The organism is Klebsiella sp. OBRC7, from assembly GCF_000293135.1.
GTDB lineage: Bacteria > Pseudomonadota > Gammaproteobacteria > Enterobacterales > Enterobacteriaceae > Klebsiella > Klebsiella michiganensis.
Genome location: NZ_ALNJ01000086.1, coordinates 27,644 through 41,088, shown reverse-complemented (window position 1 = coordinate 41,088; position 13,445 = coordinate 27,644). Strand labels below are relative to the sequence as shown.

Here is a 13,445-nt window from a genome sequence, read left to right as displayed (position 1 = left end):
AACATTCCCCGGGTTAGTAGCCGTTTTTGCCGTTGGGATTTGGGCTGTGACGCATTATTTGTATAACGTGTAACAATTCAGCCTGGCGATGCTCAACGACACTAAAATCATGCAGTGACTATAACTTCCAGAGTTTTAGCGCCCTATATCGATGTTTCATTTCTGCAATCACGATCACACAACTGGCAGCTTTCAGTAGTTTTGTCAGCATTCAAAGCGTACCGTATAACAAATCAGGAATAACGGCATATTTGTTGATGAATCACCGTTTATCAGTTAACTGAAAGATTCTCGGAAGTCACATCGCCCAATAAAAACCATTAAATTGTTATACCTTCACATGAGGTTGATAATGAAAAAGAACACTCTTGCTGCACTGATCCTTACTACTCTGGCTGCCGGGCAGCTGGTTAGCCTGCAGGCGCACGCGGCCGGACAGCTCAACGTCTGGGAAGACATCAAAAAATCCGACGGCATTAAGGCCGCGGTAAGCGATTTTGAAAAGCAGTTCAACGTTAAGGTGAACGTGCAGGAAATGCCGTACGCCCAGCAGCTGGAAAAGCTGCGCCTTGATGGCCCGGCGGGCATTGGCCCGGACGTGCTGGTGATCCCTAATGACCAGCTAGGCGGTGCGGTCGTCCAGGGACTGCTGTCTCCCCTGACGCTGGACCAGGCGAAGCAGGAGGCATTTACGCCGGCATCAATCAACGCGTTCCATATGGATAACGTGCTTTACGGCGTACCGAAAGCGGTGGAAACCCTGGTGCTGATTTACAACAAAGACCTGATCGATAAGCCGCTGGATAGCCTGCAGGCGTGGTTCGACTATTCGAAGAAGCAGCGCGAAGAGGGTAAGTACGGCCTGCTGGCGAAGTTTGACCAGATCTATTACAGCTGGGGCGCTATTGGCCCAATGGGCGGCTATATCTTTGGCAAAAACGACAAAGGCGGCTTCAACCCGCAGGATGTCGGCCTGAATAAGCCCGGCGCGGTGGAAGCGGTGACTTTCCTGAAAAAATTCTACACCGACAAGGTATTCCCGGCGGGGATCCTCGGCGATAACGGGCTGAACGCCATCGACTCGCTGTTCACCGAGAAGAAAGCGGCTGCGGTGATTAACGGCCCGTGGGCCTTCCAGCCGTATGAAGCGGCAGGCATTCATTATGGCGTCGCGCCTTTGCCGACGCTGCCGGATGGCAAACCGATGAGCTCCTTCCTCGGCGTGAAGGGCTATGTCGTCTCGACGTGGAGTAAAGATAAAGCGCTGGCGCAGCAGTTTATCGAGTTCATCAACCAGCCGCAGTACGTGAAAGCGCGCTATGTCGCCACCGGGGAAATCCCGCCGCTGAAGGCCATGATTGACGATCCGCTGATTAAGAATGACGAAAAGGCCAGCGCGGTGGCGGTGCAGTCAGCGCGGGCGACGGCGATGCCCGGGATCCCGGAAATGGGAGAGGTATGGGGCCCGGCGAACGCCGCGCTCGAGCTTAGCCTGACCGGTAAACAGGAGCCGAAGGCAGCGCTCGATAACGCTGAAAAGCAGATCAAAATGCAGATCGAAGCCATGCAGGCCAGCAATCAATAATCCGGTGATGTAACAGAACGGGAGGGCCGTCCTCCCGTTTTCAGAAGGAGTCGTGTGTGATTATCAATCCCAGCGAAAATATTGCCGAAGCGCGCGGCGCAGGACGCCATGCGTGGTGCGGCCTGTTGCTGGCTATCGTGCCGGGTTTTGGGCAGTTTTATCACCGCCAGTGGCTGAAGGGGATTGTCTTCCTGGTGCTGCTGAGCAGTTTTATGAGCATTTTCTATGACTTTCTCAGCGAAGGCCTGTGGGGGTTATATACCTTAGGCGAGGAAGTCCCGCGGGATAACTCTATTTTCCTGCTGGCGGAAGGGATAATCAGCGTACTGATTATCGCATTTGGTTTGTTGGTCTATTTCCTCTCGCTGCGCGATGCCTGGGTTAACGGCAAAAAGCGCGATGAAGGCATGGCGCTGAATAGCGTACGCAAGCAGTATCAGATGCTGCTCAGCGAGGGTTTCCCGTATCTGATGATCACGCCCGGCTTCATACTGCTGGTGTTTGTGGTCATCTTCCCGATCCTGTTTGGTTTTGCTATCGCCTTTACTAACTACAACCTTTATCACACGCCGCCGGCGAAGCTGGTGGATTGGGTGGGATTCAAAAACTTCATCAATATCTTCACATTATCCATCTGGCGCTCGACCTTCTTTGACGTACTGCAGTGGACGGTGGTGTGGACGCTACTGGCGACGACCCTGCAATGTACCGTCGGCGTGCTGCTGGCGATTCTGGTCAACCAGAAAGATCTGCGCTTTAAGCCGATGATCCGCACAATTTTCATTCTGCCGTGGGCGGTGCCGGGCTTCGTGACGATTCTGGTTTTTGCCGGCATGTTCAATGATTCATTCGGGGTGATTAACAACGCCATTTTGTCCTTCTTTGGCATCACGCCGAAGGCCTGGCTGACCGACCCGTTCTGGACTAAAACGGCGCTGATCATGATGCAAACCTGGCTGGGCTTTCCGTTTGTTTTCGCCATGACCACCGGCGTCCTGCAGGCGATCCCGGACGATCTGTATGAAGCGGCCACCATGGACGGCGCCAGCGCGTTTACCCGCCTGCGGACCATTACTCTGCCGCTGGTGCTCTACTCCATTGCGCCGATCATCATCACTCAGTACACCTTCAACTTTAACAACTTCAATATCATCTACCTGTTCAATAACGGCGGGCCGGCAGTAGCCGGGTCGAATGCCGGCGGTACGGATATTCTGGTGTCGTGGATCTACAAATTAACAATGTCGTCTTCGCAATACGCCATCGCGGCCACCATCACGATTCTGCTGTCGATTTTTGTCGTCGGCCTGGCGTTGTGGCAGTTCCGCGCCACGAAATCCTTCAAAAACGACGACATGGCGTAAGGGAAGCAACATGGCTAAATCACCGAGTATTAAACGCGAAAAGTGGATTCGCCTGTCTCTCACCTGGCTGGTGGTCCTCTTTGTATCGACGATCATTATATATCCGCTGGTCTGGACGGTAGGGGCGTCTCTGAACGCCGGGAACAGTCTGCTGAGTACGTCGATTATTCCTGAAAACCTGTCGTTCCAGCATTACGCGGATCTGTTTAACGGCAATGTGAATTATCTCACCTGGTACTGGAACTCGATGAAAATCAGCTTCATGACCATGGCGTTGACCTTAATCAGCGTGAGCTTCACGGCCTATGCGTTCTCCCGCTTTCGTTTCAAAGGGCGGCAGAACGGGCTGATGCTGTTTCTGCTGCTGCAGATGATCCCGCAGTTCTCGGCGCTGATTGCGATCTTTGTTCTCTCTCAGCTGCTGGGGCTGATCAATAGCCATCTGGCGCTGGTGCTGATCTACGTTGGCGGCATGATCCCGATGAATACCTGGCTCATGAAGGGGTATCTGGACGCGATCCCCAAAGATCTGGATGAATCCGCGCGGATGGATGGCGCCAGCAGCTTCCGCATCTTTATCGAAATCATTATGCCGCTGTCGAAGCCGATTCTGGCGGTGGTGGCGCTGTTTTCATTTACCGGCCCGCTGGGGGATTTCATCCTCTCCAGCACCATTTTGCGTACCCCGGATAAATACACGCTGCCGATTGGCCTGTATAACCTGGTAGCGCAGAAAATGGGCGCCAGCTACACCACCTACGCGGCGGGCGCGGTGCTGATTGCCGTCCCGGTGGCGATTCTCTATCTGGCGCTACAAAAATACTTTGTTTCCGGCCTCACCTCAGGCAGTACAAAAGGATAACCCCATGAAAAGATTAACACCCGCGTGGCTTGCTGTTTCTCTGGCATGCTGTTTTTCCGCCGGTACGCTGGCGGCAGATGCGCTGCAAACGAAGGCGTTTAGCAATATGCCCGCTGATTTTATTAAAGGCGCGGATATCTCCACGCTGCTGGATGCGGAAAAGCACGGCGCGAAGTTCTTTAACCACAGTAATCAGCCGCAGGATCCGATCGCGATTCTGAAGGCCGACGGCGTGAACTATGTTCGCCTGCGCCTGTGGGTGGATCCAAAAGACGCCCAGGGTCAGCGTTACGGCGGCGGCGATAACGATCTGGCGGCGACGCTGGCGCTGGCGAAGCGCGCAAAAGCGCAGGGTATGAAGCTGCTGCTTGATTTTCACTATAGCGATTTCTGGACCGATCCGGGCAAGCAGTTCAAGCCGAAGGCCTGGGAGAAAATGGATTATCCGCAGCTGAAAACCGCGATCCACGACTACACCCGCGACACGATTGCCCGCTTTAAGCAGGAGGGGGTGCTGCCGGATATGGTCCAGATCGGCAACGAGATCAACGGCGGTATGCTGTGGCCGGAGGGCAAAAGCTGGGGGCAGGGCGGCGGCGAGTTCGATCGCCTGGCGGGGCTGCTTAACGCCGCCATTGACGGCCTGAAGGAAAACCTCACCGGCGGCGAGCAGATTAAAATTATGCTTCATCTGGCCGAAGGCACGAAAAACGACACCTTCCGCTGGTGGTTTGATGAAATCAGCAAGCGCAACGTGCCTTACGACATCATTGGTCTGTCGATGTACACCTACTGGAACGGTCCGATTAGCGCGCTGAAAGCCAATATGGACGATATCAGCAAGCGCTATAACAAAGACGTGATAGTGGTGGAAGCCGCTTACGCCTATACCCTGGAAAACTGCGACAACGCCGAAAATAGTTTCCAGGCGAAAGAGGAAAAGGATGGCGGTTATCCTGCCACCGTACAGGGGCAATATAATTATATTCACGACTTAATGCAGGCCGTTGCGGACGTACCGGACCACCGCGGTAAAGGTATTTTTTATTGGGAGCCGACGTGGATTGCCGTACCGGGAAATACCTGGGCGACGCCTGCCGGAATGAAATATATCCATGATGAATGGAAAGAGGGGAATGCCCGGGAAAATCAGGCGCTGTTTGATTGCCAGGGAAAAGCATTGCCGTCGATGAAGGTATTCAATTAATTATTCAGCTTTACACTTCAGGATGTTTATTATGAAAAAATTTGCGCCTTTGAGTCCGAAGGTCAATGCGCTATTGCATGGCGCCGACTATAACCCGGAGCAGTGGGAGAACTATCCCGATATTATCGATAAAGATATTGCCATGATGCAGCAGGCAAAATGTAATGTCATGTCGGTAGGGATATTTAGCTGGGCGAAACTTGAACCTCAGGAAGGCGTATTTGAGTTTGGCTGGCTGGACAGTATCCTGGATAAACTCTATGCCGCCGGCATTCATGTCTTTCTCGCGACCCCAAGCGGCGCGCGCCCGGCCTGGATGTCGCAGAAATATCCTCAGGTCCTGCGCGTCGGTCGCGATCGGGTGCCTGCGCTGCACGGTGGGCGTCATAACCACTGTATGTCGTCGCCGGTCTACCGTGATAAAACCCTGAAAATAAATTCCCTGCTGGCGGAGCGCTACTCGCAGCATCCGGCGGTGTTGGGCTGGCATATCTCCAATGAATACGGCGGAGAGTGCCACTGTAGCCTGTGCCAGGAGCGTTTCCGCGACTGGCTGAAAGCGCGCTATGAAACGCTGGATAATCTCAATCACGCCTGGTGGAGCACCTTCTGGAGCCACACCTACAGCGACTGGTCGCAGATCGAATCTCCGGCCCCGCAGGGGGAAGTCTCCATTCATGGTCTGAACCTGGACTGGCATCGCTTCAATACCGCTCAGGTGACGGACTTCTGCCGCCACGAAATTGCGCCGCTGAAAGCGGCGAATGCTGCGCTGCCGGTAACAACCAACTTTATGGAGTATTTCTACGATTACGACTACTGGCAGCTGGCGCAGGTGCTGGACTTTATCTCATGGGACAGCTACCCCATGTGGCACCGTGATAAAGATGAAACCACGCTGGCCTGCTACACCGCTATGTATCATGACATGATGCGCAGCCTGAAGGGCGGCAAACCGTTTGTATTAATGGAATCCACCCCGAGTGCGACCAACTGGCAGCCGACCAGTAAGCTGAAGAAACCGGGAATGCATATTCTCTCTTCTCTGCAGGCGGTGGCGCACGGCGCGGATTCGGTGCAGTACTTCCAGTGGCGTAAGAGCCGCGGTTCAGTTGAGAAGTTTCATGGTGCGATTATCGATCATGTCGGTCATCTGGATACGCGCGTGGGTCGTGAAGTGACGGCGCTCGGCGAGATATTAAGCCAGCTGCCGGGCGTCGTGGGCTGCCGGACGGATGCAAAAGTGGCGATTATCTTCGACCAGCAAAACCGCTGGGCGCTGGATGATGCACAGGGGCCGCGAAATCTCGGCATGGAGTATGAAAATACCGTCAATGAGCACTATCGTCCGTTCTGGGAACAGGGAATTGCGGTAGATATCATCGATGCCGACGTTGACCTGAGCGCTTACCAACTGGTCATTGCGCCAATGCTGTATATGGTTCGCGACGGCTTTGCCGAACGCGCCGAGGCCTTTGTGGCTAACGGTGGCTATTTAGTTACAACATACTGGACGGGTATTGTTAACGAATCCGACCTTTGCCATCTCGGTGGTTTCCCGGGCCCGCTGCGTAAACTGCTGGGCATTTGGGCGGAAGAGATTGACTGCCTGAACGACGGCGAACGCAATCTGGTGCAGGGGCTGGCGGGCAATGAAGGGGGCCTGCAGGGACCGTATCAGGTACGCCATCTGTGTGAACTGATCCATGCCGAAACGGCGCAGCCTCTGGCGACCTACCGCGATGATTTTTACGCGGGAAGACCAGCGGTTACCGTCAATCACGTGGGTAAAGGTAAGGCCTGGCACGTCGCTTCGCGCAACGATCTGGCTTTCCAGCGGGACTTCTTCACCGCCATAAGTAAAGAGCTGTCGCTGCCGCGTGCGGTGGCGGCCGATTTCCCGCCGGGGGTGGTGGCGACCGCACGGACGGACGGTGAGACCACCTACGTGTTCCTGCAAAACTACAGCGCGCAGCAGCAGCAGGTGACCTTACCGCAGGGCTATCAGGACAGTCTCACCGGCACGGCACTGAACGCGCCGTTGACCTTAAAAGCGTGGGATTGCCGCATTCTCAGTCGTCACGCGTAATTTTTCTCTATCCACGCCTGCTCACAAGAGCAGGCGTTTTTTTATCTGCTTATCAGGAGTCTATTATGGTGAGTTTAAAATCCTTTCTGAATTACTTCTCCCAGTCTCGTCCGGCGGTAACGTTAAGCCCGGCGGAACAACAACAGATTGAACGTTTAATTCAGGCTTTTGGCGGCGAGGCGAATATTGTCAACGTTGACGCCTGTATCACCCGCTTACGCGTCACGGTGAATAATCTGTCGATTGTTGACTCTCAGAGGCTACAGCAGCAGGGAGCGCTTGGCGTTATTATCCTTGGGCAGCAGGTACATGCTATTTTCGGTAAACAGTCGGATGCTTTGCGTCAATTACTTGACGAACACTTTGCCAGCCGTAAATAAAATAAAACGGGATAACGCAATAATGAGTTATCCCGAAAAAAACAAAGCATTCAATGGCAATAATGATTACCGGAGGGTAATTAACGACCTTACAGCTGGAGATAAAACAGTTAAATGACGACTACCACCAGGCCTCGACCTGTACACCAAAGTTCCACGTATTATTGGCTGTTTTATCTTCGAACGGTTTACCGTTTTCAGAGTCATTCAGATACGAAGCGAAAATGCGCAGTTCCGGGCGAGACATAAAGTCAGGGCCATCGGCCAGGCCCAGCGCGATGGTATATTTCTCACCGGCCTGCTTATAATCAGTATTGTTCTTGTAGCTATCTTTTTGGTAAAAGCCACCCACTTCGCCAATCAGGCGCACGTATTCGGTGAACTGATACTGCCCGCGAGCCACCAGCGACAGCATGCGCGTTTTATCCGTGTAATCGGTGATGTTGTCCGCGGAGCCCCAGGTGAGAACGTGGTTAAAGGAGAACTTTTCGGTAATCGGAATTAAACCGGTATTAATCACGCGGTATCCGGTGGCGTCATTGACGTAGTTCCACATGTCGTACCAGCCGCCGCCCTGGGAAACCATGTTCTGCGCCAGCCCTTTGTTTGCGTACTGCAGCACCGTTTTGTTGTAACCACCCAGCATATCCTGGCTGATTTCACCGGTCAGCATGACGCCGTTTTCAGCATCGTACAGACCACCGTAGGAGTCCTGCTTTTTAGTGGTATTCGGCATCGCGTAGTCGATACCAAATTCGGTCCACGAACCGGCCCACGGCTTCCAGCCTGCGTAGCGCAGGTCGAGGTAGTTAATGTTGACGTTGCTATCGCCATCGACGCGGTAGTCGACGTCATTGGCATCGCCGCGGATCCAGGCAAATGAAACGGCCCCCGGGCCGAGCGTATAATTTTCGATCCCGGCACCGGATCCGGAAATGTTCCAGTATTTGGTATCAATGATGTGGAGATCGTGGCGCTGGTAGTAGCGTTTACCGCCCCAAATGACCGCGTTCGGATCGCCGGGGACCAGCCCTTTTATTTGCAGGTTGAGCTGGCGCAGGCCGAATTGGGCATCATCATCGAGCGTGGTTTCGTTATCGTTAGAACCGTCAGAGACCATGCTGACCATGCTATCAAGATAGAAGCTCACGTCATTCTTCTTATAGACCTCTGATCCCAGCTCCAGCTCGCCGTAGGTATCGGACTCATTACCCAGACGGCCAATTTTGTTTTTTTGCCATTCGGCCTGACTACCGTCGCCGGAGACCCCAACCCCGGCGCGCATATAGCCATGAAAATCGATACCCGGAAGCGTGGCGGAAGCAGCAAACACGGATGGTGAAATCAGCGCAGCGGCCAACGCAGCGGAGAGTGTGCGCAGCGTAGTGTTCATGTCTATCCTCTTATTGTTTTGTATTACGTTCACATAACCGATGTCATAAAATGCCTAAACCCGAATTCAGGCAATTGAATGATCGCTATAGTGTGATTAACTGCAAATAAATTGGCGGGTTTTGTTACGACTAGTGAGTCCATTCACAATTTGTTGTATTGTGAGCGTAATACTTTTTGTGGTGATTGTGGTTCGTAGGACGCGGCGATGAGCGTTTTTTCACATTGCCCCTGTTACAATCCAGGGATAACAACATAAGGAACCGGACTATGAAGTCTAAAAGCGCGACCTTAGAAGACGTTGCTCGCCATGCGGGCGTCTCCTATCAGACCGTGTCCAGGGTACTCAACAAATCTGCTAATGTATCCAAAGCCACACGCAGCAAGGTGGAGAAATCCATCGAGGAGCTACGCTATGTCCCAAACCGCCTGGCGCAGCAGCTTGTAGGAAAGCAAAGCCGCACCGTGGGCCTGGTCACCATCTCCCTCGCATTGCACGCGCCTTCTCAGGTGGCTGCTGCGGTAAAACGCTATGCGAATGTGGAAGGCTATCAGGTACTCATCTCTATGATCGATGAGAGCGTCAACCAAAGTATTCAAGATTCCATTAATGAACTGAAGTCTCAACTGGTGGATAAGGTCATCATCAACGTGCCGCTGGAGACTGAACTGGCTCAAAAAATTGCCGCTGATAACGATGATATTGTCTGTCTTTTTTTAGATGTTGACCCCTACAGCTCCGTGTTTAACGTTTCGTTTAACCCGGCTGACGGCACCCGGGCCAGCGTCAAATATCTCTATGAAATGGGGCATCGGGAGATCGCGCTGCTAGCCGGCCCGGAAAGCTCGGTATCGGCCAAACTGCGTCTGAAGAGCTGGATTGAGACCCTTGAGGGATATGGCCTACAGCCGGTCACGGTGATTCGCGGTAACTGGGATGCGCAGAGCGGCTATGCCGGGGCGCTACAAATGCTGCGGGAGACGCCAAACTTTACCGCCGTTCTGGTGGGTAACGATCAGATGGCGCTGGGCGTACTGAGCGCGTTTCACCAGCACCAGGTGCCGATTCCGGGGGAAAAATCGGTTATTGGTTATGATGACACCTATGAGAGTTCGTTCTTTTACCCGGCGCTCACCACCGTTTCGCTGGATCTTGATTTACAAGGAAAAGAGGCCGTCCGGCGCCTTCTCGATAGTGGCGATCGCGAGACATCTCATACTTCTTCTATCCTTCCGGCTCGTCTGGTCGTGCGCCACTCTACCGGGCCGAAAACGGAGCCGGGCAAAAACCTGCAGTCTATTGCCGAACAGCTCAGAGCGCTGGCGCATCAGCTTAATCCTTAATCCGCAACGGGCGGCCTGGGCCGCCCTTTAGCCCCTTCCATTCTCAGGGTTGATCTTTGTATTCACCCGGCGTACCATAATGTTATGTTATAACGTAATGATTGAGGTCGCTATGAAACCCAATATTCATCCGCATTATCGCACGGTGGTTTTTCACGATACCAGCGCCAACGAATACTTCAAAGTCGGATCAACGATCCGTACCGAGCGTGAAATTGAGCTGGAAGGTGAGACGTATCCCTACGTAACGCTCGATGTCTCCTCCAAATCGCATCCGTATTACACCGGTAAACAGAAGGCCTTCAACAATGAAGGCAGCACCGCGCGTTTCCGCCAGCGCTTCGGCGGTTTTATTGATGCGAAAAGGAGTAAATAATGCAGGTGCTCAACTCATTGCGTAGCGCGAAACAGCGCCACCCGGATTGCCAGATCGTCAAGCGTAAAGGGCGGCTATACGTTATCTGCAAAAGTAATCCTCGCTTTAAGGCCGTCCAGGGGCGCAAGAAGAGACGTTAACGGAAGCTCTCCAGCGTTCGTAACTGCCGGCCGTCGGCGCTAAAGTTGTCGGCGGCCAGCCACTGCTGCATTGCCTTGTCAATATGCGGCCACTCGGAATCGATAATCGAAAACCAGTCGGTATCTCGGTTGTGGCCCTTTATCACCAGCGCCTGACGAAAACGCCCCTCATACTGAAATCCCAGCCGCAGCGCCGCCCGGCGTGAAGGCTCGTTCAAACTGTTGCATTTCCACTCGTAGCGACGATAGCCGAGCGTTGCGAAAATATAATGCATCAGCAGCCATTGGGCCCCAGTGGCCATCGCCGTCCGGCTTAGTAAAGGCGAGAAGTGAACGTGGCCGACTTCAACAACGCCATTTTTAGCATCGATTCTCATCAGCGCCAGTGAGCCGACGGGCTGGTCAGTTTGCTGATCTATCACGGCAAAGTGAATGGGATCGGCATGCCCGGAAACGCGCTCTATCCACGCGCGGTATTCCTCTACGCTGTTATCCGGATCACGCAGCAGCCACGTCCAGCTTCGGGTGTCCGGGGCCAGCCGATGGGCGTCAAACAGCGCACCGGCGTGCGTGGAGCGCAATGGCTCAAGCCGGCAAAGGCGACCTTGCAGATTCAACCTTTCAGGATGTGGACGGGGCTGCCAGTCGGGCAGGGCTGCGCCAACGGGTTGATCGAATTGATTAAGATGGCTCATGAGGTTTTCCTTTGGCGGGTGAATGCTGCAAGATTAGGCGCTTATTGGTTCCATAAAAAGAACCACATGAGTATGTTTTTATGGTGCCACGAGGAGCGATGATGAATATTCCGGATGATGCTTTTTTTGCTTTACTGGAGCAGGCCCTGCGCGGCAGGGGAGGTGGAACTCTACAGCGTACACTCTATCAGACACTACGCGAGGCGATTTTGCAGGGGCGCTGGCAGGTGATAGCCGTTTACCCGGCTCGCGCGCCATGGCCCAGCGTTTGGGACTGTCGCGCAACACCATCAACGGCGCGCTGGAGCAGCTGGCGATAGAGGGGTATTTATTACGTAGCCGCCAGGGGACGTCCGTCGCGCCTTTAGGAACTCAGGGAGAGGGAGACGTTGAGGCGCGCCATATTGTGCTCCCTGAATACTTACAGGGATTACCGGCGGCAATCCATCGTGATTCACCCACGCTGCTCTTTACGCCGGGAATGCCTGCGGTTAACTACTTTCCGCTTTCCATCTGGCGCCGGCTCCTGGATCGCGTACTGCGTGAAGAGGGAAGCGCATTATTGGGCTACGGCGATGCGCAGGGAGAGCTCGTACTGCGAAAAGCCATTGCCCGCCACCTTGCGCTCTCGCGGGGGATCCGCTGTGAAGCCAGCCAGATTGTGATTACGGAAGGTGCGCTGGAAGGCGTCGATTTATGCACGCATTTGCTGAGCGTCGCTGGCGATACGGCATGGGTAGAAGAACCCGGCTATCCGGGAGCAAAAAGCATCTTTCTCAAATCCGGACTTCATATAGAGGGCGTGCCGGTGGATCATGAAGGGATGCGTTTTGATAGTCATAATGATAGTGAAGCGCCGCGATTGATCTTTACTTCACCTTCCCATCAATACCCCTGCGGGGCAGTGATGAGCGCCGGGAGGCGACTGGCGCTACTGGAGTATGCCCGCCGGCATGATTCATGGATTATTGAAGATGATTACGACAGCGAGTTTCGCTACAGCGGTGAGCCCATTCCGGCCATGCTGGGGATGGCCAGGCAGGCGCCGGTGGTTTATCTGGGGACATTCAGCAAAACGCTATTTCCGGCGCTGCGCATTGGCTTTATGGTGATGCCTCCCGCGCTGGCGGAGGCCGCACGTGGCGCCGTTGGTTCGCTATTACGCGGCGGCCATCGGGCCGAACAGAGGGCGCTGGCGTTGTTCATTGAGGAGGGGCACTACGCACGTCATTTAGCCGCCATGCGCCGTTTATACCGCAAACGTCAGCAGCAGCTGCGGGAGATTCTGGCTCAAGAGCTCAGGCATCCTTATAAACTGTTTGGCGGAGAGGGGGGCCTGCACCTGACCGTCGCTATCGACAACGTAGATGACCAGGCGATTGTGCAGCAGGCCCGGCGGTTTCAGCTTGCACCCGGGGCATTAAGCCGTTTTTACCTGGATGTAAAAACGGCGCGAAGCGGCTTTGTTCTGGGCTACGGTAATACGTCAGCCTCACATTTTATGGCTGCGGTACGGACGCTGAACCGCCTTATTGTGCTGGACCGACGCGGGTAAGGGAAAACACATCGTAAAAGGAGAGTTCGCCTTTGGTGGCGATCATTTTTTGTAGCTGGGCCTTTTGTTCGCCGCCAACGCGTGGCGATTGCAGGATGCGTTCAAGCAGCTGGTCAGGGACAAATCGGGTGTTATACCATTCACCGTTGTAGCACACGCGGAAATCAAGAACGTCAATATCTTCATAACGATAGCGTGGGTAGACGTCGAAGAAGAAGAAACCGTTTAGCAGAACAAATAACACAATTAACAGCCAGACAGAATCTACCAGCGTTTCGGAACGGAGCATTACAATAAGCGTGGCCAGGAAAGCCGCGTACATGGCGACAAAAAGCCATGGATGGTTGCGAATAAAGCTAATGCTAAAACGCGGACGGTTGTCACGCTTCTCTTTCACATTAAGCTCATCAATGGTGCTCTTCAGCAGCAGCTGTATTTCTGTCATCTTATTCCCCA

The 13,445-nt window shown here is 53.8% G+C and carries 12 protein-coding genes and 1 pseudogene; 10 read left to right on the top strand and 3 right to left on the bottom strand.

The genetic code is table 11. The features are described 5' to 3' along the window. Positions 1–352: 352 nt before the first annotated feature. The 6 genes from HMPREF1144_RS17885 (at position 353) to HMPREF1144_RS17860 (ending at position 7,487) form a co-directional block, all read left to right on the top strand. Entirely contained in the window at positions 353–1,585 is a 1,233-nt protein-coding gene (locus HMPREF1144_RS17885) for a maltodextrin ABC transporter substrate-binding protein (RefSeq protein ID WP_004129876.1), read from the top strand. A 56-nt stretch (positions 1,586–1,641) separates the two neighbouring features. After that, positions 1,642–2,949: a carbohydrate ABC transporter permease gene (locus HMPREF1144_RS17880; protein ID WP_004848312.1), complete on the top strand. Its 1,308-nt coding sequence runs from the start codon at positions 1,642–1,644 to the stop codon at positions 2,947–2,949. 10 nt (positions 2,950–2,959) lie between these two features. Further along, positions 2,960–3,811 (top strand): sugar ABC transporter permease, encoded by an 852-nt coding sequence (locus HMPREF1144_RS17875; protein WP_004848313.1) that lies wholly within the window; start codon positions 2,960–2,962, stop codon positions 3,809–3,811. Positions 3,812–3,815: 4 nt separating this feature from the next. Next, complete coding sequence (locus HMPREF1144_RS17870; RefSeq protein WP_009653601.1) at positions 3,816–5,018, top strand: arabinogalactan endo-beta-1,4-galactanase; 1,203 nt, start codon at positions 3,816–3,818, stop codon at positions 5,016–5,018. 31 nt (positions 5,019–5,049) lie between these two features. Next, positions 5,050–7,107, top strand: coding sequence for a beta-galactosidase (locus HMPREF1144_RS17865; protein ID WP_004848316.1), 2,058 nt, complete (start codon positions 5,050–5,052; stop codon positions 7,105–7,107). 65 nt (positions 7,108–7,172) lie between these two features. Beyond that, positions 7,173–7,487 (top strand): glucose PTS transporter subunit EIIB, encoded by a 315-nt coding sequence (locus HMPREF1144_RS17860; RefSeq protein WP_004848318.1) that lies wholly within the window; start codon positions 7,173–7,175, stop codon positions 7,485–7,487. A 121-nt stretch (positions 7,488–7,608) separates the two neighbouring features. On the opposite strand, the gene HMPREF1144_RS17855 is transcribed toward HMPREF1144_RS17860, so the two are convergent. After that, positions 7,609–8,880: a maltoporin gene (locus HMPREF1144_RS17855; protein ID WP_009653556.1), complete on the bottom strand. Its 1,272-nt coding sequence runs from the start codon at positions 8,878–8,880 to the stop codon at positions 7,609–7,611. 269 nt (positions 8,881–9,149) lie between these two features. Between HMPREF1144_RS17855 and HMPREF1144_RS17850 the strand changes: the two genes are divergently transcribed. The 3 genes from HMPREF1144_RS17850 to ykgO all read left to right on the top strand — a co-directional run bounded on the left by HMPREF1144_RS17850 (position 9,150) and on the right by ykgO (position 10,739). Then, positions 9,150–10,223, top strand: coding sequence for a LacI family DNA-binding transcriptional regulator (locus HMPREF1144_RS17850; RefSeq protein ID WP_009653595.1), 1,074 nt, complete (start codon positions 9,150–9,152; stop codon positions 10,221–10,223). Positions 10,224–10,335: 112 nt separating this feature from the next. Next, positions 10,336–10,599: a type B 50S ribosomal protein L31 gene (locus tag HMPREF1144_RS17845; protein ID WP_004848323.1), complete on the top strand. Its 264-nt coding sequence runs from the start codon at positions 10,336–10,338 to the stop codon at positions 10,597–10,599. Beyond that, on the top strand, positions 10,599–10,739 hold the full coding sequence (gene ykgO / locus HMPREF1144_RS17840) for a type B 50S ribosomal protein L36 (RefSeq protein ID WP_003859006.1): 141 nt from the start codon (positions 10,599–10,601) through the stop codon (positions 10,737–10,739). The genes HMPREF1144_RS17845 and ykgO overlap by 1 nt, the downstream gene beginning before the upstream one ends. Here ykgO and HMPREF1144_RS17835 read toward each other — a convergent pair. Then, positions 10,736–11,434 carry a GNAT family N-acetyltransferase gene (locus tag HMPREF1144_RS17835; RefSeq protein ID WP_009653606.1) on the bottom strand — a complete coding sequence of 233 codons (699 nt, stop codon included), beginning with the start codon at positions 11,432–11,434 and terminating at the stop codon, positions 10,736–10,738. The two genes, ykgO and HMPREF1144_RS17835, sit on opposite strands and share 4 nt — an antisense overlap. A gap of 101 nt (positions 11,435–11,535) precedes the next feature. Here HMPREF1144_RS17835 and HMPREF1144_RS17830 point away from each other — a divergent pair. After that, a pseudogene (locus tag HMPREF1144_RS17830) lies at positions 11,536–12,989 on the top strand (PLP-dependent aminotransferase family protein). Here HMPREF1144_RS17830 and HMPREF1144_RS17825 read toward each other — a convergent pair. Beyond that, positions 12,964–13,434 (bottom strand): YlaC family protein, encoded by a 471-nt coding sequence (locus HMPREF1144_RS17825; protein ID WP_004848329.1) that lies wholly within the window; start codon positions 13,432–13,434, stop codon positions 12,964–12,966. The pseudogene HMPREF1144_RS17830 and the gene HMPREF1144_RS17825 overlap by 26 nt on opposite strands. Positions 13,435–13,445: the final 11 nt, after the last annotated feature.

Bases quoted from the DNA above. Each gene is read 5' to 3' on its own strand.
- HMPREF1144_RS17885 (WP_004129876.1), top strand. From the start codon at position 353: ATGAAAAAGAACACTCTTGCTGCACTGATCCTTACTACTCTGGCTGCC.
- HMPREF1144_RS17875 (WP_004848313.1), top strand. From the start codon at position 2,960: ATGGCTAAATCACCGAGTATTAAACGCGAAAAGTGGATTCGCCTGTCT.
- HMPREF1144_RS17870 (WP_009653601.1), top strand. From the start codon at position 3,816: ATGAAAAGATTAACACCCGCGTGGCTTGCTGTTTCTCTGGCATGCTGT.
- HMPREF1144_RS17865 (WP_004848316.1), top strand. From the start codon at position 5,050: ATGAAAAAATTTGCGCCTTTGAGTCCGAAGGTCAATGCGCTATTGCAT.
- HMPREF1144_RS17860 (WP_004848318.1), top strand. From the start codon at position 7,173: ATGGTGAGTTTAAAATCCTTTCTGAATTACTTCTCCCAGTCTCGTCCG.
- HMPREF1144_RS17855 (WP_009653556.1), bottom strand. From the start codon at position 8,880: ATGAACACTACGCTGCGCACACTCTCCGCTGCGTTGGCCGCTGCGCTG.
- HMPREF1144_RS17850 (WP_009653595.1), top strand. From the start codon at position 9,150: ATGAAGTCTAAAAGCGCGACCTTAGAAGACGTTGCTCGCCATGCGGGC.
- HMPREF1144_RS17845 (WP_004848323.1), top strand. From the start codon at position 10,336: ATGAAACCCAATATTCATCCGCATTATCGCACGGTGGTTTTTCACGAT.
- ykgO (WP_003859006.1), top strand. From the start codon at position 10,599: ATGCAGGTGCTCAACTCATTGCGTAGCGCGAAACAGCGCCACCCGGAT.
- HMPREF1144_RS17835 (WP_009653606.1), bottom strand. From the start codon at position 11,434: ATGAGCCATCTTAATCAATTCGATCAACCCGTTGGCGCAGCCCTGCCC.
- HMPREF1144_RS17825 (WP_004848329.1), bottom strand. From the start codon at position 13,434: ATGACAGAAATACAGCTGCTGCTGAAGAGCACCATTGATGAGCTTAAT.